Annotated in this window: 22 protein-coding genes and 2 pseudogenes; 23 read left to right on the top strand and 1 reads right to left on the bottom strand. The window is 54.3% G+C overall.

The window, feature by feature from the left end; translation table 11 throughout:
* The first annotated feature begins 12 nt into the window (after nucleotides 1-12).
* Nucleotides 13-582, top strand: a complete 570-nt coding sequence (locus KVT34_RS07970) for a GNAT family N-acetyltransferase (RefSeq protein ID WP_217558043.1) — start codon at nucleotides 13-15, stop codon at nucleotides 580-582.
* Nucleotides 583-769: 187 nt separating this feature from the next.
* Here the strand turns inward: KVT34_RS07970 and KVT34_RS07965 are convergent, their stop codons facing one another.
* Nucleotides 770-1,609: a helix-turn-helix domain-containing protein gene (locus KVT34_RS07965; protein WP_217558042.1), complete on the bottom strand. Its 840-nt coding sequence runs from the start codon at nucleotides 1,607-1,609 to the stop codon at nucleotides 770-772.
* A 227-nt stretch (nucleotides 1,610-1,836) separates the two neighbouring features.
* Between KVT34_RS07965 and KVT34_RS07960 the strand changes: the two genes are divergently transcribed.
* The 22 genes and pseudogenes from KVT34_RS07960 to KVT34_RS07860 all read left to right on the top strand — a co-directional run bounded on the left by KVT34_RS07960 (nucleotide 1,837) and on the right by KVT34_RS07860 (nucleotide 21,461).
* Nucleotides 1,837-3,468: an alkaline phosphatase gene (locus KVT34_RS07960; RefSeq protein WP_217558041.1), complete on the top strand. Its 1,632-nt coding sequence runs from the start codon at nucleotides 1,837-1,839 to the stop codon at nucleotides 3,466-3,468.
* Nucleotides 3,469-3,702: 234 nt separating this feature from the next.
* Nucleotides 3,703-6,447 (top strand): hypothetical protein, encoded by a 2,745-nt coding sequence (locus KVT34_RS07955; RefSeq protein WP_217558040.1) that lies wholly within the window; start codon nucleotides 3,703-3,705, stop codon nucleotides 6,445-6,447.
* A 183-nt stretch (nucleotides 6,448-6,630) separates the two neighbouring features.
* Complete coding sequence (locus tag KVT34_RS07950) at nucleotides 6,631-6,960, top strand: DUF962 domain-containing protein (RefSeq protein WP_217558038.1); 330 nt, start codon at nucleotides 6,631-6,633, stop codon at nucleotides 6,958-6,960.
* Between the two features lie 44 nt (nucleotides 6,961-7,004).
* Complete coding sequence (locus KVT34_RS07945) at nucleotides 7,005-7,427, top strand: GNAT family N-acetyltransferase (RefSeq protein ID WP_483311430.1); 423 nt, start codon at nucleotides 7,005-7,007, stop codon at nucleotides 7,425-7,427.
* The gene (locus KVT34_RS07940) at nucleotides 7,421-7,945 is read left to right on the top strand and encodes a GrpB family protein (RefSeq protein WP_217558036.1); all 525 of its coding nucleotides are present in this window, start codon (nucleotides 7,421-7,423) and stop codon (nucleotides 7,943-7,945) included. The genes KVT34_RS07945 and KVT34_RS07940 overlap by 7 nt, the downstream gene beginning before the upstream one ends.
* A gap of 234 nt (nucleotides 7,946-8,179) precedes the next feature.
* Nucleotides 8,180-8,776, top strand: coding sequence for a DUF1572 family protein (locus KVT34_RS07935; RefSeq protein ID WP_217558035.1), 597 nt, complete (start codon nucleotides 8,180-8,182; stop codon nucleotides 8,774-8,776).
* Between the two features lie 59 nt (nucleotides 8,777-8,835).
* Nucleotides 8,836-9,612 carry a GNAT family N-acetyltransferase gene (locus tag KVT34_RS07930; RefSeq protein ID WP_217558034.1) on the top strand — a complete coding sequence of 259 codons (777 nt, stop codon included), beginning with the start codon at nucleotides 8,836-8,838 and terminating at the stop codon, nucleotides 9,610-9,612.
* A 45-nt stretch (nucleotides 9,613-9,657) separates the two neighbouring features.
* The gene (locus tag KVT34_RS07925; RefSeq protein WP_217558033.1) at nucleotides 9,658-10,344 is read left to right on the top strand and encodes a DUF1361 domain-containing protein; all 687 of its coding nucleotides are present in this window, start codon (nucleotides 9,658-9,660) and stop codon (nucleotides 10,342-10,344) included.
* A 49-nt stretch (nucleotides 10,345-10,393) separates the two neighbouring features.
* Nucleotides 10,394-10,963 carry a hypothetical protein gene (locus KVT34_RS07920; RefSeq protein WP_217558032.1) on the top strand — a complete coding sequence of 190 codons (570 nt, stop codon included), beginning with the start codon at nucleotides 10,394-10,396 and terminating at the stop codon, nucleotides 10,961-10,963.
* A 66-nt stretch (nucleotides 10,964-11,029) separates the two neighbouring features.
* Complete coding sequence (locus KVT34_RS07915; RefSeq protein WP_217558031.1) at nucleotides 11,030-11,440, top strand: RidA family protein; 411 nt, start codon at nucleotides 11,030-11,032, stop codon at nucleotides 11,438-11,440.
* Between the two features lie 116 nt (nucleotides 11,441-11,556).
* Entirely contained in the window at nucleotides 11,557-12,006 is a 450-nt protein-coding gene (locus KVT34_RS07910; RefSeq protein WP_217558030.1) for a hypothetical protein, read from the top strand.
* 148 nt (nucleotides 12,007-12,154) lie between these two features.
* The gene (locus KVT34_RS07905; RefSeq protein ID WP_217558029.1) at nucleotides 12,155-12,649 is read left to right on the top strand and encodes a GNAT family N-acetyltransferase; all 495 of its coding nucleotides are present in this window, start codon (nucleotides 12,155-12,157) and stop codon (nucleotides 12,647-12,649) included.
* Between the two features lie 76 nt (nucleotides 12,650-12,725).
* Nucleotides 12,726-13,415, top strand: a complete 690-nt coding sequence (locus KVT34_RS07900) for a VOC family protein (RefSeq protein ID WP_217558028.1) — start codon at nucleotides 12,726-12,728, stop codon at nucleotides 13,413-13,415.
* 154 nt (nucleotides 13,416-13,569) lie between these two features.
* A pseudogene (locus KVT34_RS32580) lies at nucleotides 13,570-13,893 on the top strand (alcohol dehydrogenase catalytic domain-containing protein); the annotation flags it as partial.
* 57 nt (nucleotides 13,894-13,950) lie between these two features.
* Complete coding sequence (locus KVT34_RS32575) at nucleotides 13,951-14,559, top strand: zinc-binding dehydrogenase (RefSeq protein ID WP_309244078.1); 609 nt, start codon at nucleotides 13,951-13,953, stop codon at nucleotides 14,557-14,559.
* Between the two features lie 70 nt (nucleotides 14,560-14,629).
* Complete coding sequence (locus KVT34_RS07890) at nucleotides 14,630-15,178, top strand: SGNH/GDSL hydrolase family protein (RefSeq protein WP_217558027.1); 549 nt, start codon at nucleotides 14,630-14,632, stop codon at nucleotides 15,176-15,178.
* 137 nt (nucleotides 15,179-15,315) lie between these two features.
* Nucleotides 15,316-16,671, top strand: coding sequence for a TrkH family potassium uptake protein (locus tag KVT34_RS07885; RefSeq protein ID WP_217558026.1), 1,356 nt, complete (start codon nucleotides 15,316-15,318; stop codon nucleotides 16,669-16,671).
* 251 nt (nucleotides 16,672-16,922) lie between these two features.
* Nucleotides 16,923-17,872: pseudogene (locus KVT34_RS07880) on the top strand (amidohydrolase family protein).
* On the top strand, nucleotides 17,869-19,278 hold the full coding sequence (locus tag KVT34_RS07875; protein ID WP_217558025.1) for a sugar ABC transporter substrate-binding protein: 1,410 nt from the start codon (nucleotides 17,869-17,871) through the stop codon (nucleotides 19,276-19,278). Before KVT34_RS07880 ends, KVT34_RS07875 begins: the two are co-directional and overlap by 4 nt.
* Complete coding sequence (locus KVT34_RS07870) at nucleotides 19,275-20,144, top strand: carbohydrate ABC transporter permease (protein WP_217558023.1); 870 nt, start codon at nucleotides 19,275-19,277, stop codon at nucleotides 20,142-20,144. The genes KVT34_RS07875 and KVT34_RS07870 overlap by 4 nt, the downstream gene beginning before the upstream one ends.
* A 13-nt stretch (nucleotides 20,145-20,157) precedes the next feature.
* A complete protein-coding gene (locus KVT34_RS07865) occupies nucleotides 20,158-21,057 on the top strand; it encodes a carbohydrate ABC transporter permease (protein WP_217558022.1) in 900 nt (299 codons plus the stop codon).
* 35 nt (nucleotides 21,058-21,092) lie between these two features.
* Entirely contained in the window at nucleotides 21,093-21,461 is a 369-nt protein-coding gene (locus KVT34_RS07860; protein ID WP_254634644.1) for a hypothetical protein, read from the top strand.
* Nucleotides 21,462-21,575: the final 114 nt, after the last annotated feature.

Genomic DNA, 21,575 nt, shown 5'->3' with positions numbered 1-21,575 from the left:
AAGGGTGGGGGCATGAATATTTTAGTCAAGCCGCTCGACAACGAGGAGCTTAAAGAGATCTGGATGCAGGCTTTCCGCAAGCACGGGCTGCACCGGGAGGCCGCCTACTACGATCAGTGCCTTCATGAAAATGTGCTGGGTACCCGCGTCACCCTGCTCGCTTTTGTGGAAGAGACGCTGGTCGGCTGCGGCCATTTGAAGGTGGAATCGGAGTATGCGTATTTCCGGGACCGGCGGATTCCCGAAATCAATGATTTGAATGTTTTTCCCGACTACCGCCGCAGCGGAATCGGAACCAAACTGCTGGAGCGGTTCGAAGCGCTGGCAAGCGAAGATTTTCACCAGATCGGGCTGGGAGTCGGACTGTACAAAGACTACGGGGCGGCGCAGAGGATCTACTGCAGGAGAGGCTACGTCCCGGACGGCAACGGCCTGATGTCGGGCAACCGGGAGGCGGCCGCCGGTGAGATGGTCCGCGTGGACGATGATCTCCTCCTGTATCTGGTCAAGGACCTGCGGCTGGATTCGTTCTATAATCTGCACGCCAGCAAGGCGGAAATCCAGCCTTTTTTGAATCACTGATTATTTCCGGAAAAGCGGTCCGCCCGTCGCCGCATGGCTCCGTCTTTGCGATCCGCCGACATCCTCGGCGGACTATGGGCCGCATCCGCCCGGAAACCGCCGCCCGTGGGCAACGGGCCCGCTCCAATCCGCCGCTAGCCCGGCGGATTATTTGCGTTTCGCGCCGCATGGGCGCCCGTCTCGCCGCTCACGGCTGCCTGCGGCGGTATCGGACGGGGGAGCAGCCGGTCATCTGCTTGAAGGTGCGGCCGAAATGGGTCAGGCTGTCAAAACCGACGCGCTCGCAGATTTCAAGCACCTTCCAGCTCGTTTCCCTGAGCAGGGCGCACGCTTTTTTGATCCGGACGTTATTGATGTATTCGATCGCGGTATAGCCGGTCACTTCCTTAAAGGTGCGGCTGAGGTGGGAAGGGCTGATTTCGAACGTATGCGACAGATCTTCCAGTGTAAGCCGCTCGTAAAAGCGGTTGTTGATGTACTCCACGAGGGCGTAAATTTTTTTGTGGGTGGGCGATGCGCCGCTCCCCGCCTGCTCCCGGTCCGCTTCGCGCACCTTGCGGTTCATAAACAGCAGCAGCTCCATCAGCAGCACCTTCTGATACTGCTCGAACCCGATCTGCTTGCGGACGCCTTCGTGCAGCATTTTATGAAAAAGCTCCTCCGCAAAGGTCTGCTCATATCCGGAAAGGTGGACGGCATGGAAGTCCGCAGAGAAAAAGGACAGAAGCTCCCCGCCGTCTTGCAGACGGAAAAAATCGTGAAGAAACTCCTCTTTGAACAGCAGCGTAACCCGCTCGAAGACGGCGTCGCCCGCGTTGACCAACTGATGCGGCACATTGGCGTTGATGAACAGAAGTACGCCGCCTACGACCTGGTATGTTTTGTCCCCGATAAAATAATACAATTGTCCGGATACGAGATACATCATTTCGAAAGCATCGTGGGTGTGGCGCGACGGCATACTCGTGTAAGCGAGCTCCTTGCGGCTGATATGCAGAGAATCGCAGTCATAGCAGACGTTTTTCAAAATAAATTCCTCCTCGCCCCTCGGGTGTCCCATTCAGTTTAGCGCGTCCTCCGGCTTTTTTTTAACCCCTTCGGTCTAAATCACATAAAAAAACAAAAATAGAACGGAAAAAGAACCGCAAAATAAGGTGGCTTTTTCTTCTTGTTGGAAGATATGTGCAGAAAACGGAACGGAATTCGCTTATAATGAAAGAGTGAATTACTACATAACGGTTCAGGAGGTAAAAAATGGCTAAAAAAATACTTGGGATGCTTCTGACTTCGGCTCTGGTGTGCGGCAGTCTGGGGGCCGGTACGGGACATGCGCAGTCAGGCCGCGCTTTGCCGGCGGAGAAGAAAGAAGTCAAAAACGTGATTTTATTTATTACGGACGGCATGAGCTTGTCGGACGTGAATTTGACGAGATGGGTCCAGGGCGGCAAGCCTTTGGAGATGGACGCTTATTTCAAAGGGCTCGTCCGGACGTACGCGTCGGATTCGCTGACGACGGACTCGGCCGCGGGCGCGTCGGCTTACGCGACCGGTCATAAAGTGAAGAGCGAGACGGTATCCATCTCGCCGGACAAGGTCACGATGCCCTTCATCGACAAGCCGAGCGAACGGGAAGCGGCCAAGCCTCTGCCGACTCTCCTGGAAGCGGCCCGTCTGAAGGGCAAGGGCACGGGGCTTGTGTTCACGTGCGAGCTTACGGACGCTACGCCGGCAGTCTTCGCCAGCCACGCGGAAAGCCGGGACAACGCTCATTCCATCGCGGAGCAGATGGTGTACAGCGGCGTGGATCTCGTGCTGGGAGGCGGATCGGGTTATCTCGTGCCGGGCGATAAAGAAATCAACCGCAAGGACGGGGAAGACCTCACCAAAGTGCTGAAAGCAAACGGCTACGAATATGCGACGAGCCGAATTGATCTGCTCAGTTCGCAGACGAACAAGATTTGGGGCCTTTTTAACGAGGGGGCGCTCGACGCCGATCTTGACCTGGACCCGCAGAAACAGCCTACCCTGGCGGAAATGACGACGATCGCGGCCAACAAGCTTTCTTCCAACGAAAACGGCTTTTTCCTCATGGTAGAAGCGAGCCAGATCGACTGGTTCGGACACGACAACGACCCGGTCGGCATCGTTACCGAGACGCAGGCTTTTGACCGTGCCCTGAAAGCGGCGATTGACTTTGCCAAGAAAGACGGAAACACCGCCGTTATTTCGGTATCCGATCATGCCACGGGCGGACTCAATATGACCAACTATGACACGATGAAGGATCTTGAGCCTATCTTTACGAAGGCCAAACATACGAGCTACGGGCTGGAAGGCAGAATTAACGAGTCCAACTACAAGAAGATGCTTGAGGAGGAATACGGGCTCTCCGATCTGACGAAGGAAGAAGAGGAAGCCGTCAAGAAAGGACTGAAAGACAATCTCTCCCCGGTTATCGGAGGCATACTGGGTGAGCGGGCAGGCGTTTCGTTCTCCACGGGAGATCATACCTCGGAAGAGGTCGGACTGTTCGCTTATCACCCGAATGATTTTCTTCCTACAGATTATGCCGGAAGCGGCGTGGTCGAGAACACCGACGTCGGCAAATACCTCCAACTGATTCTGGGACTGGACCTGCCCGCGCTGGAAAACAAGCTGTTCCTTCCGGCAAGCGACCTGGAGGCCAAGGGAGCCAAAGTGACCGTAGACAAATCGGATAAGGAAAACCCGGTCGTCGTGGTGACGAAAGGAACGAAGACGATTAAGCTCCCGGTGGACAAAAATATCGCTTTGACGGACGGCAAAACGATCAAGCTTAGCACGCCGACCCTGCTGATCAAAAATAAAGTTTGGGTGTCCGGCGACGCGGCGGCTTTGATTCAATAAACGGGCACAGTTAGTTGATGATAATCGGCCTTTTAGGTCGATTATTTTTTTGTTTAGAGAGAGAGTTATATAAGAGGTGATTTCTGAAATAATAGCGCCATATCTCTATTTCGTGCGGTATCCGGAAGCTATTCACGCCTGAAGAGCACGTTTATTTTCCCTCCAAAATGGTATAGTACAAAAGATCGTTGCCATAGGAATAAAAAGGGAATTTATTCTATGGAGGTGCTATCGTTGCCGTTTGATCCAAATCTTCAGATTTTTAAATCGGAAACATCGACGCAAAGCTGGGGGAATATAAAAGGCCAGGGCATTCTGACGGCTAAAAGCGAACAGCGCAGAGGAGTGGACTATGCACTAGGTGCCGAGTTCAGGAAACAAATCAATGAACTTCTCAACAAATGGGCCCAGTTGAAAATACTTGTCGAAGCTAAAGTTTCTGCAACTGCGCAGGTTAAAATCCAAACACCACTCGATTTGTTTGACGAAGCAGGCTTCGCCGCCAGGCTGCAAATTGTTTTGGAGGCGGCAGTCGCCGCCGGGCTGAATATGAATCTAACCATGGGACAGCTGGCGGAAATTTTGAAAGCAAGACCTGAGGGGAAGGGCTTGTCGGGTCAATTATTAGAACTTTTATTAAATGAAACCAAACTTGAGGCCGCATTATTCGGTCAATATGCAATTGGCTTCATGGCATACGCCAATTTTGTCACGGTTGGTTCTTTGCATAAAAACGAAGAATTTCCGGAGCCAAGCTTTCAGTTCTTGTATGAAGCAGGCATGGGCTTTATCGTTGGGGGAGGATACCGGAGCTATATCCATATGAAAATGCCCGATCCAAGGCATTTGGTACAGATTTTCAGTGATCTATTGATCGATGGGGTAGTCAATAAGGTCATCACTACACAGCAAGATCAGGCTCTTATGTTGGGTTCGATGCTTAAAATTGCCGTAAAAGCGTCCTATGAGGTCAGTGATCGGTTGAGTAACGAAACGAATCCAAATAAGGATGAAATAGCCCGAAAAGTACTCCTAATCATATGGGACCAATTTCAAAAAGTCGTTTTCCTGCAAATGGGCTTGTTCTACCGGGCACAAGTTGTTGACTTGCTGAATCGGTCCAATCTTCCAAGTGACGAGTCTGCTGCACTCGTCCAAAAGCTTCAAGCTGTCAAAGCGAACCAATTTCCAACCTATTCGGATGAACTATTCCGTTCATTGTCTTTGCTTATCACTTCTATTCAGGATGAACATACAAAAAGGGAATTTGTCGAGGCATTGTCTGTCCTATGGGTTTCCTCTTATTTTATTGCATTTCCTTATGAATCATCACCAACAGACGATTTTCATTCATTTACGGGTTCGTTGCCTTTCCAATTTCATCCTGAAATTAAAAATTGGATCAATACCAGTCTAAAAAGAGATAAGGACGCTAATTTAAACGTGGAAGAGATCTTGGGATTCTTGCTGGATAGGCCGGTGGCAAGTGCTGTTCAAGGAACTGAAAACCTCCGGCATGTCGGAAGAATCCTTTCACCTGCACTTGGGAACGACTTGCATCTGGTTATTCAAAAGCTTTTTCATCCGCAAGAAGTGATGGCCTCAATCGGAAGTTTTCAATCGATTCTTAGTGCCATAAGCCAATCGTTCGACGATTATGTGGATCGGGAAATCAGCGGCAGATCTGCGGCGATTTCAAATACCTTATCTGATGAACAGGAAATTGCTCTCTTGTTTAACCGTGCACTTGTTCCGTCCATTCAAATCGTTTCGGATATTTTGCTCCCGGAGACAGTCAACGGGTTTCAAAATTTTGACCGGAAAACGATGTTGGAAGTACTCTCCAGTCCGCTCTTAACGATGCTTGGCAGAAGTGTCGTTCATATTGTAAGTACCTTATCCTCCATCGTAAATAATCGGATTGAAGGCATTTTGAGAGACGGAGTACAAAATGTAACCAACGCTCTGAAGCCACTCGGTGTTCAAGAGATCGTTAAAAAACCGCTTGAGGAAGCCGCCAAAGCGATTGCGGATCTAGTGGCTCCCTTACCTGCGAATGTACAGAACGAACTTTTCGACAGAACCGCTAATTTGATGTCCCCGATCGAAGGTAATGCCGTGGATTATGCGAAACGATTGAAAAATGATGTTCTATACATGCCTCAAGGAGACGAGATCGAGGAAATCGTCAACCTTCTGCTTCAACACCTTTGGGGAAAAATGACTGATTTTGCAGGTAAGATCATTCCGGCTTTGTTTCAGGCTTTAATCGATGATCTGTTAAAAAAGATCGATGATTTTCTAAAAGCGCTTGCGGCACGCCTTGAGAAAATTATTAATGACATTAAGAAAATCGTTGCGGATAAGATAGCAGCTCAGCTTGTTGACCCCTTCATTGATGTTGCCAAGACGAAGGCTGTTAACACATTGAACTTTAATGTCTTAGATGTTATTGGAGCGGGTGAGGTCAAAGAAGCCTTTTTTAACGCATTGAAAGGAGCTGTACAAAAAGCTGTCGGGCCCCTATTACCTGTCGTTTTACTGCCATTCGAAGAATTAAAAATAGCTCCGCTCAAGGTTGTTGAGGTATTTAAAGGGGTAACTGATTTTTCTTTTGATCATTTTCAACGTCTGTTTACTAACCATCTTTTTGACGAGATTCAAAAGCAGGTTGGCAAATCACTCCGCATGAAAAAAATAGGTATTGATCTCGAAGTACCCGTCTCCTTCAAAATCGATTTGCCTGACCCTCTACCAGATATTACGAAGTCTCATACGTTCAGGCTTTATGATTTGAATTTGCCTTCTTCTACAGTTCTGGATTTAATCATGAAGGTTATCCGCGACAATTTCCGACTGAGCGACGATCAATCCTATTACCAGCTTGTGAGTGCGATTTGGCAGGTTCTCAAGCTGCAGGAGCAGATTGTTCAGCTTCAGCAGGAGAAGCTTCAGGCCATGCAGAAATACGTTGGCTAACTACATACACCCTAAAATTAATTGAAATCCGCACCCGCTGCGGATTTTTCTTTTTGCCGCTAATCGTGCGTAGGACAGGCGGGGAAGGAAAATATACCCTAACGGGACCGTTCAATGGTAAAGTAGAAAGACAGATGCGGAAACAGCAGCGGAGAACAACCGGAAACGGAGGACAGTCGCGGGATGGGCATGGGGCGCATTAGACGGGATATGAAGGGTTATTTGGAAGAGCACCGGAATCCGGTTAACCGGACGCTGCATTATTTTGCGTTCCTGGCCGCATTTCTGGCTTGGATCTTTCTGTGGATCGACATCCGGCTTACCTTGGCGCTTGCCGTCCTGCATTATGCGTTAGCCTGGACCGGACACTTTTATTTCGAAGGCAACAAGCCGGCGTCTTTCCGCTATCCGCTGGTCGGTTTTTATGCGGGGTTTCTCTGGTTTTTTCTGAGGACGGCGGAAGTCGTGACGCGGACCGATCTAGTCGACGCGTGGGTGAGCAAGTCCGAATGAGAATGGACGCGGCCGCCGTATGGAAAATCACGGCCGATTGAGGAGTGAAACCATTGAACATTGTGTATTCGGACGAAATTCCTTCGGGTGAAGACATCTATGATCTGTATGAGCAATTCGGCTGGAACGAATTCCTTAAGCTGTCGGCACGGCAGCTCCACGATACGATGCGGGGAAGCTGGTATGTGGCGAGCGCTTATGATGGGGGCCGCCTGATCGGCACGGGAAGAGTCGTGTCGGACGGCGTGATGACCGCGTTTCTATGCGGCCTCGCTGTCCATCCAGACTATCAGAAGAAGGGAATCGGAAGCGAGCTGTTGAAGCGGCTTATGCAGCGGTGCATCAGTTGTCAATTACATATGGAGCTTTTTTGCTCGGAATCGACAATCGGTTATTACGAACGGTTCGGTTTCGAGGTGTTTGCCAGCGGCATGAAATACCGGAAGGAGGGACAGTCCCCGTGTTGAATAAAACGAAAGAAGTCCGGATAGTTCCTTATGACCCGGCGTGGAAAACCGCTTTCGAGAGCATGCGGGCCGAACTCGAACGGCACATCGGCGACCTCCTTCTCGCCATTGAACATGTCGGCAGTACGTCGGTGGAAGGCTTGGGAGCCAAACCGATCCTGGACATCGATGTCGTCATGGACAGCTACGAAGTGTTTCCCGCCATCGTGGAGCGTCTCGGGGAAGCGGGCTTCCGGCACGAGGGCAATTTGGGCGTGGAGGGCCGGGAAGCGTTCAAACGGACTTACGAGGACGGTTTCATGGCTTATCATCTCTACGTGTGTCCCAAGGACGGGCGCGGCTATTTGGAGCATATCGCTTTTCGCGATTATTTGCGTGCCCATCCTGAGGCACGGGAGAGGTATCAGCGGCTTAAGGAAGATTTGGCTGCCGAATTCCGCTATGATAGAGATACATACTGTGAGAGGAAAACGGGTTTTGTCCGGGACATTTTAAACAAGACCCTTTACAAGGATTAAAACAGCCGGGCATCATTTGCATCCAAGGAGCCGACGGGGGAGACCGTGGAGGCGGACGACGATGGAGACGTTTATACAGAGGTTGTCTGTCTATTATTATGGGTATAGTGGTTCTTATGGTTTTCGCTTTTGTTTGCCGGAGGGACGGTTACGATTCCGTGGAACACCGTGATTCCGCCGGTCGTGCCGGCTTTCTGGGCCGCGTCGAAAAAATAAATAACCGGGGTGACCGAAATGAGTGCGAATCAGACTTATCTGGAAAGTGTGCGCAAACAATTTCTCTACTACAAAACACTCGGGGAGAAAGCGATGGACCAGCTGGAGCCGGAGCAGTTGTTTACGGCTTACAACGAAGACACGAACAGTATTGCGGCGATAGTGGCTCATTTAGGCGGGAATATGCTTTCCCGCTGGACCGATTTTCTTACGACGGACGGGGAGAAAGAGTGGCGCGACCGCGACGCCGAATTCGGGCACAGCCTTTTGGACAAAGAGCAGCTTCTGGACAAATGGAACGAAGGCTGGAACTGCCTATTCCATGCCCTGGATTCCTTGAGTCCCGATCAGTTGGAACAGATCATTTATATCCGCAACGAAGGCCATACCGTGATCGAAGCCATTAACCGGCAGCTGGCCCATTATCCTTACCACGTTGGGCAGATCGTCTATGCGGCCAAGCTGCTCAAAAAAGAAGAATGGAACAGCTTGTCCATTCCGAGAAACAAATCCGCGCAATTCAACAGCGAAAAATTCGCCGAACAGAAATCGGTCCGGAATTTTACCGATGAAGAGATGAAAAGATTGTCCGCCAACACGGACAGCATGCAATAGAACGGCTCCGGCAACCGGAGCGGCATCACGACGGACACAGACTGGAGACATTCAAGGCCATGCATACGATGACAAAAGTAAACGCCGCCATAAGGCCGCATCTGACAAAACTGTTTGAAGAGGTCCGCCGGGTGGACGTCTGTATAGACAGCGTGCTGGAAGGCCAGGCCGGCGGAGAGATCCGGATCTACGTCGATTCCTTGACGAATCCTTCGAGCGTGCAGATCAATCAGGGGAGCTTCGCTTATTTTGCCGGTGATTCCGCATGCCCCTCCGCGGGGCAATGGCTGGAAGAGCTTCCCGCCCACTGCTATATCATGCCTTCCTCCCCAGGCTGGGTGCAGCGTGCACGGCACATTCACGGCGCCAAGCTGATCCGCGGCGAACGGTACATGTTTTCCCCGGAGTCGCTGCGGCCCGGCCCTTTGAAGGAGCTGACGGAGCATCCGGATTACAAAGTGGAGAAGATCACGCCGGAGCTGGCCCGGGATATGTTCGGCGACCCGCTCCAGCATTATCACTTCGTGAATTACGACACGGCGGAACAATTTATGGAGACCGGGTTCGGCTACTGCATCCGCGCGGAAGGCGAAGTCGCGGCCGCTTGCACGACCGCGATGGTATGCCGTACGGGCGTGGAAATCGGCATTATGACACATCCGGACTACCGGAAGTTCGGCCTGGCGACCCGGGTTGCGGCCGCATTTCTGCTGCACTGCCTGGAGCACGATCTGTATCCGAGCTGGGATGCGGCAAATTTGAAGTCCAAGGGGCTTGCGGAGAAATTGGGGCTGACCTACGCCGGATCTTACGAGGTTTTCTCCCTGCAGGATTAGGCGGAGGAGAGTACCGCCGTTGTCCCCGCGGAAGAAGGAGCATGAATGATACACCTGTCTGCGTGGAAATCGGCCGCGTTTATGGCGGCTCTGTCGGCACTTACGCTGCTGGTCTATTCCGTTTTCCGGAACAAGACGTACTTCGATTTTTTGACTTGGAATTTATTTCTGGCGTGGGTTCCGTTCGTGTTCTCGTTTATCGCTTATGAGATCGGGCGCGGGGCACAAAGCCGGACGAGAGCCGCTATCATCGTATTTCTGGGGGCAGGCTGGCTGCTGTTCTATCCGAACGCTCCTTATATCGTGACGGATCTGGTTCATTTAACCGCGATGAAGGGGCTTTATGCCTCCGGTCAAGGAACGTTTGCGTTCCGGTACTGGTACGATCTGCTCGTTCTCGTATTATTTGCGTGGAACGGTCTGCTGCTCTGCGTCTATTCCCTATATCAGATTCATTCGCTTATCCGGCTTGCCGCAGGTTCCCTGCTTGCCTGGAGCTTTGTGGCGGCGGCAGCGCTGCTCGGCGGATACGGCGTACTGTTGGGCAGAGTATACCGGCTAAACAGTTGGGACGTGCTGAGAGATGTAAGCCTAATTAAACGGATCGCCCTGGAGAGCCTTCATGCGCCGGCGATGCTTTTCTGCCTGTTGTTCGGCCTTATGATCGGGATTGTTTATGTGTCGTTTTATTTTGTTCTTCATCAGGCGGTACGGGCGGCTAAGCGTGCATAAGAAGCTCCCATAGGCAGCTTGTTCAGAGCGGAGAGGAGAGGAGAATCTCATGCTATTTTCGAAAAAAGACCCGGCCGATCCAAGGACGGACTTCGAGCGGGATCTGCTGCGTCAGGCAAGGCGTCTGACTCCGGGAGAACCGCCGCCGCCCTGGTGTCTGCAGACGGTTATTGAGGCTGCGGGAGTAACGGCCGGCGGCTGGGACGGGGACGGCCGGATCGTCCTGATCGGCAGCGGCTACAGCATTACGGATGCCTATACCGGGCAGCGCCTTGTCAGAGAACGCGACGAGGCGAAGACCGAACAGCATTTACTCGCCGGCGGGTTAAAATTCGCCGTGCCGGAGACGGGGGAAGAGATCGGCGTCTTCGGGCTGGACGGGGGAGACGGCATTCAGATGAACGCCGAAGGCTGGAGGCTGGAGGTCATTTACCCGTGGTGGCCGAGAGCTTCCGTGATCCTGGAGAATGTATTCTCCGGGGAGTACCGGTATTTGGCCGGAGCTGTTATGCTGGAGATTCCACGGCTCGACGGCTGGCTGAAGGGCGGTTTTTCACCGTCCGGAGAAGCGTTTATGGTGCTCGGGTCGGGCGGAGCGGCCGTTTTTGCCAAGCGTTAAATGCCGGTCCGCGAAAGAATAAAGAACGGACGGCAATCAGATTTATCGGAGAGGAAGAGAGAAACCATGACCAAAAGAAAAAATATCTCATCCGGTTCGCCGTGGGAGCCTGTTGTCGGCTACAGCAGAGCGGTTAGGATCGGCAATATCGTGGAAGTAGCGGGAACGACCGCCATGAAAGATGGAGCCGTTGTAGGCATTGGAGATGCGTATGCCCAGACCCAATGCGCACTGGGCATTATTGAAGAGGCGCTTAACAAGGCGGGAGCCAAACTGGCCGACGTCGTAAGGACGCGCATGTTCGTAACGGATATCGGCCGGTGGGAAGAGATCGGCAAAGCCCACGGGGAATTCTTCAAAGATATTCGTCCGGCATCCACGATGGTGGAGGTGCGCGCCTTAATCGACCCCGAGCTGCTGGTGGAGATCGAAGTTCAGGCCATTGTGAAGGAAACCTCTTCCGGTTTCGGAGATTGACCGCCTCAGGGCCTCCTTCTTTCTAGAGGGGGGCCTTTTTTAGTTGCGGAGTGGATAGACCCCCATGGTATAATCAGGAAAATAACGGCTGTGCGGCAAAAGGGATTTGAACAGGCGTGAACGTTTTTCTCAAATTGAACGGAATCAGCGCGGGATATGCGTGTGTCTGTTTCGTGTTCGGGCAATGTCTGCTTTACGGAATGAGCGTCGTCAAGCCTCTAGGTGTGTCCCACTCCGCTTCGTTGAAGATTGTGGTCGGGGGTGCGTTCTTTTTAGCCGCTTTGCTCACTTTGCTGTGTATGCGGATGACCAAGATATGGATGAAAGGGCGGATGCTTGCCTTCTGGGCGGTAGTTCTGTGGTTTCCTTACTGGATTTTGTTCAGTGCCGTTATGGCAGCTTTGTTTCCAGGTGAGGATCATGTCTACGTGATTTACGTGATGACGCTAATATTAACGCCCTTTTACCCGATTTTCACCGCTACAGCGATCGGAATCAGCGCACTATGGTATCAATCCTCTGAAAAAAAGCTGAACCGGCGTACAGGCGGTACTAACACTCCGTAACTGCCCAGGCAAGATCAGCCCCGTAATCAGCGCCAATGCCGTCTTTTGCATAAGTAAGCCAATGATCGGCCGGAATTGTACCGAAGCTGCTGCAATAGGCACGTCTGGGTGCTGCCGCAAATCCATAATTAACGGGAGGCATTCACTTATGATCCGAATTTGTACCGAACAAGATATCCGCGCTATTTACGACATTATTAACGATGCGGCCGCCGCCTACAAAGGCATTATACCGGCCGACCGGTTTCACGAGCCTTACATGACGATCGAGGAACTGCAGAGCGAAATCGATAGTGGCGTAGTGTTCTGGGGGTATGAGGATGGCGGGCGTCTGATCGGGGTGATGGGCATCCAAGACAAAGGCGACGTTTCCCTCATCCGGCACGCCTACGTGAGGACGGACCAGCGCAAAGGAGGCATCGGCAGCCGGCTGCTGGCTTATTTGACGAACCTGACGGAGAAACCGTTCCTGATCGGTACGTGGGCAGACGCTTCCTGGGCGATCGCCTTTTATCTCAAAAACGGCTTCTCTCTCGTGCCCGAGGCGGAGAAGGAGCGGCTGCTGCGCACGTACTGGACCATACCGGACCGGCAGATCGAAACGTCCGTCGTGCTCGGCGACCGCAGACGCGAAGCGGTTTAGGGGAAGAAGAAGGGCTTGAATCTCTCTCGGTCAGGGGCCTTCCGGGCCCGAGGATGAATTATAAGGAGTGAACAGCATGAAAATAGTAGAACTTACCCTCCATGCTTTGAATCTATCCGAATTAAAACAATTTTACGGGGAGCGGCTGGGACTGCCGGTGACCGGAGAGACCGACGCCTCCTTTTCATTCCGTGCCGGGAACACGAACGTGACGTTCGTCCGCACGGCTCAGGATGACGATAGCTTCTATCACTTCGCCTTTAACATCCCGGAGAATAAGATCGAAGAAGCGGCCGGCTGGCTCCGGGACAGGGTGGAACTTCTCGGCGAGGAGGGAGACCCTGTCGTTCATTTCGAAAGCTGGAACGCGCATGCCGTATATTTCAAAGACCCGGCCGGCAATATTGTCGAGCTGATCGCCCGGCATAATCTTGATAATGCGTCGCAGAAACCGTTCAGCGAGGAAGATTTTCTGTGCGTCAGCGAAATCGGAATGCCGGTGGACGATGTGTCGGCCGCTTTGCGGGCTTTGAAGCGGGAAGCGGGCCTGGAGGCCTGGATGACACCGAGCGATACGTTCGCGCCGGTCGGCGACGAGCACGGGCTTTTTATCGTGGTGAAGAAAGGCCGGGTCTGGTTCGCGGGCGAGAGAAGCTCGCAACCCCACCCGCTGGCCGTCCGAACGGACGCGGGTCCGGTGCGCCTGGACGAACGGGAAGGAATCTCGTTCGGAGAGCCCGGGGAGAGCACGCCGGAAAGGCCGTAAACCGGGGCGGCAGTTGGCGGAGGAACGGTACCGGGTTGACGGCCCGGGCGCTGCACGGGGCAGGAAGCCCGTCCGCACGTTGGCCGCAGATCCGTCCACTGTACGCCGCCTCTGGTCCGGCTTCGGAAAAATTGACATCACGGGAGAGAACAGCGTGCTTAACAAAAGCGTCTATTACGACCGGTTCGGCCCTCCGGCTGAAGTGCTGGAGATCCGCCGCACCCCCGTCGTCCCGCCCGGACCGGGCGAGATCCGGGTGCGGATGCTGGCCCGGCCCATCAATCCGTCGGACTTGATCCCCGTGCGCGGAGCCTATGCCCACCGGATCGCCCTCCCTGCGGTGCCCGGCTACGAAGGCGTGGGCATCGTCGAGGAGACGGGCCCTTCCGTGCCGCCGGAGCTGCTCGGCAGACGGGTTCTCCCGCTGCGTGGCGAAGGAACCTGGCAGGAATCGGTCCTCGCGCCCGCCGGGCTGGCCATTCCGGTTCCGCAAGGCATTCCCGACGAGACGGCCGCCCAGCTCTACATCAACCCGGTGACCGCCTGGGCGGTTTGCGGGACGCTTCGCCTGAAGTACGGCGATACGCTCGTCGTCAACGCCGGCGGCTCGGCGATCGGCCGCGTGTTCGCGCAGCTGGCGGCGGTTTTCAACTATGAGCTTATTGCGGTTACCCGCAGCGCGGCTCATACGGAGGAGCTGCTGCGGCTCGGCGCGGCTCACGTCATCGTCACCGGCGGCAAGCCGCTTCGCGAGGCGGTGCTGTCCAAGACAGGCGGCCGGGGAGCGACAGCGGCCGTGGACAGCATAGGCGGCCCGGACGGAGCTGCTCTCGCCGGCTGCGTGCGTCCCGGCGGCACTGTGTTCAGCATCGGGCTGCTGTCGGGGGGGCCGGCGGATTGGGCGGCGTTGTCCCGGCGGCACCGGGTGGACGCCCGGCCGTTCTGGCTCCGGCAGTGGATTCGCCACGCTTCCCCGGCGGATTGGTTTGGGGCGTTCGAGGAGATTATGGATCTTGTCCGGGACGGAAGGCTGAGCCTGATGAAGATCGCCGCCGTCTACGGACTGGACGAGGTGCATGCCGCCGTGGCGGCTTTCGAGTCCGGGCGGGCCGGGAAGATCTTGCTGACAGGCGGGCGCGGATGAAGGCCCGGCGGGGAACAACGGCTGTGTGCCGCTGCATGTTCATCATGGAATAACAGGAGGCTGCGCGAAGATGAAGAAAGTAATGCTGCTGGGGGATTCGATCCGGATCGGCTATCAGCCGCTGGTGAGGGCCGCGTTAGAGGGACAGGCCGAGGTTGTGGGACCGGAGGAAAACGGCCGTTTTGCCAAGCATACGCTCTGGGGGGCAAACTTGTGGATCAGAGATCTCGGGACGCCGGATATTATCCATTGGAACAACGGGCTTTGGGATCTTCACCATGAGGCGCCCATGGTCGAGGCACTGACCTCCCTGGATGAATACATTGTGACGCTCGGACGAATTCTCAATGAGCTGCAGAGAACGGGAGCGGCGGTTATTTTTGCGACGACTACGCCCGTTCCGGTCGATGCCATAGGCAGAAGCAATGCGGAAATAGACGCATACAATGCGGCCGCAGCGAAGCTGATGCGGCATCACGGCGTGGAAATCAACGACTTAAACGCCGTCGTCAAACGCGATCTGCAAAGCTTTATCTGCGAAGATAATCTGCACCTCAGCGAAGCGGGCAACCGGGCCTGCGCCGATAGAGTGATAGAGGCCGTCCGCAAATACATATGAGAAGGAAGAAATAGACGAGCGCGTGCTTGTGAAGGGCTTCGTCCCTTAATCTCGGGAAAGCTCACCGATCGGGTGGCTTTCCTTTTCTTTTTTGGGTAGGATAGAGGGGAATGTGTTGTGAGAAGGAGATTAGGAACATGGGTAAAAAACGAAGGATTCTGATCCGCTTTACGCCTCCGCAAATTTTGGCGCTCGGAATCCTGGCTATTATTTTAATAGGATCGGTGCTGCTTTCGCTGCCTGCCGCCTCCTCCACCGGAGAGCCGATCTCTTACTTGGACGCTTTTTTTATGTCGACTTCGGCCGCATGTGTGACGGGGCTTTCCGTGCTGAACGCAGGCGTGCATTTTTCGCTGTTCGGCCAGATCGTCATCCTTATGCTGGTTCAGGTGGGCGGTCTCGGATTTATGACGATGGCGACCTTGATCGCGCTCGTGCTTCGCAAGCGGATTACCCTCAAGGAGCGGCTTCTTTTGCAGGAAGCGATGAATCAAGGGTCCGTGGAGGGCATCGTGCGGCTGATCCGCAAGGTGCTGACCTATGCGCTTGCCATTGAGTTGGCGGGAGCGGTTCTCCTGACGGTACGCTGGGCTTTCGACATGCCCTTCGGACAAGCGGTTTACTTTGGCGTGTTTCATAGTATTTCCATTTTCAACAACGCCGGCTTCGATTTGTTCAGCAGTCTGCCCGGAGCGCAGGGAAGCCTGATGGCTTATGTGAACGATCCTTACGTGAATATCGTAGTTATCGGGCTTATGATTCTGGGGGGGATCGGATTTATCGTCATAGCGGACTTGCTTGACTTCAAGCGGACCCGGAAGCTGACGCTTCACTCCAAAGTTGTGCTTACGACAACGGGCCTGCTGATTCTGCTGGGTTCCTTCGTGGTTTTTATTTTCGAATACACGAACCCGCTGACGATGCAGCCGCTTAGTCTTCCGGGCAAAATCTTCGCCGCTTTCTTCCAGTCGGCAACGACCCGGTCGACGGGTGTAAATACGCTCGATATCGAATCGTTCCGCCAGGCAACCCAGTTCTTCGTTATTATTCTTATGTTTATCGGGGCGGCGCCCGGGTCAGCGGGCGGAGGGATCAAAATCACGACGTTCGCGATTCTCCTAGGCGCTGTCATTACGATGGTCCGGGGCAAGGAGGATATCGTGTTTTTCCGCAAAAGACTCCCGGAGGAACGCATCTATAAAGCGACGACGCTGACGCTGATGTCCCTTATTCTGGTCGTGGCGGGTACGATGATTCTGTCGGTTCTGCAGGACGGTCCTTTTATCAAAATCTTGTTCGAGGTCACGTCCGCTTTCGGTACGGCGGGCATTTCCCTGGGGCTGACGCCGGAACTTACTTCCCCGAGCAAGGTGCTGATGGCGATCCTGATGTTTGTCGGCCGGCTGGGTCCGCTTACACTTGCCTACGCGCTGACACCGAAGGGGACGAAAGAGCTGTACCGCTACCCGGAAGGAAAAATTACGATCGGGTAAGGTGCCGCGTCTTCGCCGGAATCTGAAAAAAGGGTTTGACAGTTTTTCGGCGGCGTTTTATAATTCCTAGTATTCTCATTGGATAAAAGAATAATTTGTTGACCAGACCACTGGAGACACTATTTCGCTTAATGCGGATAGTGTCTTTTTTAGTTGGCGGGCACTTGTCCGGCGAAGGAATCCTGATTCCTTCAGGGGATGAATGGTGCCTGAGGATTCAGGGAGAACAGCAGGAGAAGGAGGAAGGGACCATGTTCAAAGACGGGTTCAAAGTCTTCGATATTCACGGACACTTGCCTTACGCGCAGCAGTTTGTCAAACACGATGCCGTGATCGACGGCGCCCAGGCCGCACGGGGAGAGCGGATGCGGCTCACCTGGGATTTTCCGTCGGGACCGGATACCGGTCCCGACGCCGGGCGGCCGGTTATCGACCGCTGGGCCGATGAGCTCGACAAGTACGGAATCGGGGGATTGAATTTTCTTACCGCCAGGGGAAACGACGATCTAAAGGAGCAAATTTCCAAGTATCCCGGCAAATTTACGGGCTTCGCCCATCATTCCATCGAAGCGCCGGATGCGGTGGAGGAGCTGCAGCGGGCCGTAGACGAACTGGGGCTCCGGGGTTACAAATTATTCGGCCCGCTTATCCAGACGTCGCTGGACGATCCGTCGCTCCGGCCGGTTTGGAGCTTCCTGGCGGAGCGCAAGCTGCCCGTACTGATCCACTTCGGGCTTCTGGGGCATACGGGCGGCATCGTGCAGCACCGGAACATCAATCCCTTGGCCATTTTTAACGTGGCCCGGGAGTTTACGGACATCCCGATCCTCATACCGCACTTCGGAGCGGGCTACTACCAGGAGCTGCTGCACCTATGCTGGGGATGCCCGAACGTGATCGTCGACACGTCCGGCTCCAACCAGTGGATGCGGTGGGCGCCCTACGACCTGACGCTGGAAACCCTCTTCCGCAAAACCGTGGAGCTGATCGGTCCCGAACGCGTCGTGTACGGATCGGATTCCAGCGGCTTTCCCGCGGGTACGTCTACCGCTACTTGCAGGATCAGGTCCGCGTATGCAGGGAACTGCGCTTCCATGAAACGGACATACAGAGCATTTTCGGCAATAACGCGAGAAGGCTGCTCCGTCTTCCGGAAACGGCCGCTAGCGTTCAAGAACATAAAGGGGTTGAAATCTTATGAGCAGCAAATTGGAAAAAGACAACGAAAAAACAGAGAAACGCCAAAAAGGCAAGCCGCAGCCCGCGCTTTTCCGTCTTGCGGCGTTAACGCTGGCCGCCGCGCTGAGCGCGGGTTTGATGGCCGGCTGCTCGGGGAGCAAGTCCGCTTCCGGGGACGGCGTCAAAGACGCATCCGGGCAGCAATCCGGGAACGCGGGCAAGGACGAGAAAGTCACGATCGAGTACTGGCAGTACCAGTATCCGGTCAAGGTGGATCTCATCAATTCGCTTATTAAAGAATTCGAGAAGACGCACCCGAACATTACCGTCAAACAAACCAATTTTCCTTACGACCAGTATAACGAAAAGGTGGCGACACTGATCCCGGCCGGCAAAGGACCGGACGTAATCAACCTGTACTACGGCTGGCTTCCGAAATACACGGCATCGGGTTATTTGCAGCCTTTGCCGAAGGAATTGTTCCCGGATTCGAAGATTAAAGAAGAATTTTTCCCGTTCGTCGAAGCGGCTAAAATCGGCGGCAGCTACTATGCGATTCCGACGGCCGTCCGGACGCTGGGGCTGTACTACAACAAGGATTTGTTTGCAAAAGCGGGTCTGGACCCGGCTAAACCTCCCGCGACATGGGAGGAACTCGTGGACTATTCGAAGAAGTTGACCGAGAAGGACGCCAAAGGCGAATTTGTCGTCGAAGGCATGGCCTGGCAGCCCAATTCCCAACTGCATCACTGGTACCGGGATGCGCTTGTGTATCAGGCCGGCGGCAAAGATATCAGCGAAGACCGGAAGCGCGTCTTATGGAACGAGACTCCTGCAGGACTCCAGGCGTTCAAGTATCTGCTTGATTTTGCCACCGTACATAAAGTCGGAACAAAAGATTTTTACAACGATGATATTACCGCGTTCAAAGGCGGCCATGCGGCGATGAATATCGACGGCTCGTTCCAGCTCGGCGGACTCAAGAAGGATGCGCCGAATCTGAATTTCGCCGTGGCTCCGCTGCCCGCGTACAAAGGAAAAGCCACGCAAGCATCTTTCTGGGCCAACGGAATCACCAAGAACGCCAAAGGGAAAAAGCTTGAGGCGGCAACCGAATTCCTCAAGTTTTTGACGAGCAAAGAGGTGCAGGAGCAGTGGGTGGAAAAAGTCGGCGAGCTGCCGGCATCCAAAGCCGTCGCCCTTCAGGATAAGTACGCCAAGGACGAGAAAATCGGCCCGTTCATCCGCCAGCTCGGCGATGCCAACGCCCACTTCTTCGTGGATGAAAAGCTGGAGCGGGACTATTTCGTGCAGGCCGCGGACAGCGTCGTGCTGAACAAAGTTCCCGCCGAGAAAGCTTTCGAGGAACTGGTGGCCAAAACCCAGAAGCTCTACGACGACTATTGGGCGAAGCAGGCTAAAAAATGAAGCGGCAGCGGCTCTTTTTCGTCTACGCCTGCCTGCTCGTGCCGCTGCTGTTTTTCATCGGCGTCCGGATCGTCCCCATCGTGTATTCCTTTCTGGTCGGCTTCCGCGAATGGGACCTGCTGTCGGAGGAGAAGCCGTTCGTCGGTTTCTCCAACTACGTTGCTTTATACCATGACCCGGTATTCCTGACTTCGCTCCGAAATACGGTTACTTACGTCCTGATCGGGGTACCCGGGCAGCTTGCGGCCGGGCTTGCCGTTGCTCTGCTTCTTCGTCGGATTATCCGGTTCAAAGCTTTTTTCCGGACGGTATACTTCCTGCCCTACGTCACCAGCGTCGTAGCCGTGAGCTGGGTGTTCCGCTGGATCTTCATGAAGAACGGCATCGTTAACGGCCTTTTGCTCCAATTGGGCCTGCCGTCCCAACTGTTCCTGGGCTCGCCGGACCAGGCTATTTTTATCGTCACCGCCGCTATGATCTGGCAGAACCTCGGCTTTCAAATGCTGATTTTTCTCACGGGACTGGAAAATATCCCGAAAGAATACGAGGAAGCGGCCGCGATTGACGGGGCGGGTGCGTGGCGGCGGTTCCTGCATGTGACGCTGCCCCTGCTGAACCCGGTCCTGCTGTTTTCCGTCATTATTGCAAGTATTTCGTACCTGCAATCTTTCACCCAGATTTTGAATATGACGTCGGGGGGCGGGCCGCTTAACTCTACGAAATCCGTCGTGGTGTATATTTACGAGCTCGCGTTCAAGCAGTTCAATATGGGGCAGGCGACCGCAGCGACCGTCGTCTTGTTCCTCCTTATTCTTCTCTTGTCCCTATTGCAGCTTAAAACGTTGAACCGAAAAGTCGAGTACTAAAAGGAGAACGGCCATGAGCAAATATGATTGGGCCGCGGAGCATGCCGGATTCCGGAGGCGGGGCAGCGAACAAGCAGTTAAACGTACAGCCCGGTATCGTATCCGTGCGTCCGCCTTTTTCGCTTATTTTCTTCTGGGCGCGGGCGCGATCGTGATGCTGTTTCCTTTCCTATGGATGATCGCGACCACGCTAAAAACGCCGCAGGATGTGTTTTCTCTGAGCCTGATTCCGCCGGAGGCCACCTTGGACAACGTCCGGACGCTTTTCGCGGAGACGCTGTATGCGACCTGGATCGTCAATAGTCTGGTCGTTGCCGTCATTACGACGGTCTCCGTCTGCTTTTTCGATACGGTGGTCGGCTACATTCTGGCGAAATTTACGTTTCCGGGTAAAACCGTCATTTTCGTCGGCATCCTAAGCACGCTGATGGTCCCGACCGAAATGCTGATCCTCCCCTGGTATCTGCTTGCCGCCAAGCTGGAGCTGGTCGACACTTACCTGGGTGTTCTTTTCCCGGGCCTCATTTCCGCGTTCGGCATCTTTCTTATGAAGCAATTCATGGAATCCATTCCGCGCGATCTGCTCGATGCGGCCCGTATCGACGGGATGGGCGAGTGGGGAATTCTGCTCCGCGTGGTCGTGCCGCTGGTCAAGCCGGCGCTGGCCACGCTGTGCATTTTAACCTTTCTGGGCAGCTGGAACGCGTTTATCTGGCCGCTGATCGTCACGCAGACGCCGGAGCATCTGACGATCCCCGTCGGGCTTGCGTTCTTCTCCAGCGAATCGGGCGACAGCGGAAGCTGGACGCTCATCATGGCGGGAGCCGCTATCTCTATCCTGCCTCTGCTTGCGGTGTTTCTGCTGTTTCAGAAGCAGATTATCCGCGGCATCGCCATGACCGGCTTTAAATAAGCCGGGTAAGGAGGGGCGGAAGGAGCGGGAGTAGCATGTCCGGCAGTCGGGAAACCTATCATCGGAACCTTTTCCGCGAGGATAGCGACGACGATGACGAGGAGGAATGCGCAGTGAACAAGCAGACCGAGAGCGGCAGGCAAGCGCCGACGCCGGCAAAGGCCGGACCCGGAGCCGAAGGCTTAACGGATTCCCGCGGCGGTGAAGTCCGCCAGTCCGCTTTTGAAGACGTGACGACAGGCGGCAAGTCCGCCGACGATACGATTCCGCTCAAAATATTCGAGGATGTCAGCGCCCACGAGCGGATCGGGCTGCGGGCCGACGATTCGGCGGCCGACAGCGAAGTGGATCTGGATCCGTCAGGCGCGATCCAATCCAAAGAAAGACAGAACGTCTGGAGCTGACCGGTCCGGACGCGCGAATCCCCTTTCTATTGCGCGACTGAAGGCAAGGATGACTTGCCCGATGCGTGCAAACGAAAGGGGATTTTTCGGGTTGGAAATGAAACCGCTCTTACC

The sequence above is a fragment of the Paenibacillus sp. GbtcB18 genome (genome assembly GCF_019091125.1).
GTDB lineage: Bacteria > Bacillota > Bacilli > Paenibacillales > NBRC-103111 > Paenibacillus_F > Paenibacillus_F chitinolyticus.
The sequence above is the reverse complement of the archived record's forward strand: the minus strand, read 5'-3'. Positions and strand labels throughout refer to the sequence as shown.

What these genes read in the sequence shown, in the direction of transcription:
- KVT34_RS07970 (WP_217558043.1), top strand. Translation starts at nt 13, where the DNA reads ATGAATATTTTAGTCAAGCCGCTCGACAACGAGGAGCTTAAAGAGATC.
- KVT34_RS07960 (WP_217558041.1), top strand. Translation starts at nt 1,837, where the DNA reads ATGGCTAAAAAAATACTTGGGATGCTTCTGACTTCGGCTCTGGTGTGC.
- KVT34_RS07950 (WP_217558038.1), top strand. Translation starts at nt 6,631, where the DNA reads ATGGGCATGGGGCGCATTAGACGGGATATGAAGGGTTATTTGGAAGAG.
- KVT34_RS07935 (WP_217558035.1), top strand. Translation starts at nt 8,180, where the DNA reads ATGAGTGCGAATCAGACTTATCTGGAAAGTGTGCGCAAACAATTTCTC.
- KVT34_RS07930 (WP_217558034.1), top strand. Translation starts at nt 8,836, where the DNA reads ATGCATACGATGACAAAAGTAAACGCCGCCATAAGGCCGCATCTGACA.
- KVT34_RS07925 (WP_217558033.1), top strand. Translation starts at nt 9,658, where the DNA reads ATGATACACCTGTCTGCGTGGAAATCGGCCGCGTTTATGGCGGCTCTG.
- KVT34_RS07920 (WP_217558032.1), top strand. Translation starts at nt 10,394, where the DNA reads ATGCTATTTTCGAAAAAAGACCCGGCCGATCCAAGGACGGACTTCGAG.
- KVT34_RS07915 (WP_217558031.1), top strand. Translation starts at nt 11,030, where the DNA reads ATGACCAAAAGAAAAAATATCTCATCCGGTTCGCCGTGGGAGCCTGTT.
- KVT34_RS07905 (WP_217558029.1), top strand. Translation starts at nt 12,155, where the DNA reads ATGATCCGAATTTGTACCGAACAAGATATCCGCGCTATTTACGACATT.
- KVT34_RS07900 (WP_217558028.1), top strand. Translation starts at nt 12,726, where the DNA reads ATGAAAATAGTAGAACTTACCCTCCATGCTTTGAATCTATCCGAATTA.
- KVT34_RS07890 (WP_217558027.1), top strand. Translation starts at nt 14,630, where the DNA reads ATGAAGAAAGTAATGCTGCTGGGGGATTCGATCCGGATCGGCTATCAG.
- KVT34_RS07885 (WP_217558026.1), top strand. Translation starts at nt 15,316, where the DNA reads ATGGGTAAAAAACGAAGGATTCTGATCCGCTTTACGCCTCCGCAAATT.
- KVT34_RS07875 (WP_217558025.1), top strand. Translation starts at nt 17,869, where the DNA reads ATGAGCAGCAAATTGGAAAAAGACAACGAAAAAACAGAGAAACGCCAA.
- KVT34_RS07870 (WP_217558023.1), top strand. Translation starts at nt 19,275, where the DNA reads ATGAAGCGGCAGCGGCTCTTTTTCGTCTACGCCTGCCTGCTCGTGCCG.
- KVT34_RS07865 (WP_217558022.1), top strand. Translation starts at nt 20,158, where the DNA reads ATGAGCAAATATGATTGGGCCGCGGAGCATGCCGGATTCCGGAGGCGG.
- KVT34_RS07860 (WP_254634644.1), top strand. Translation starts at nt 21,093, where the DNA reads ATGTCCGGCAGTCGGGAAACCTATCATCGGAACCTTTTCCGCGAGGAT.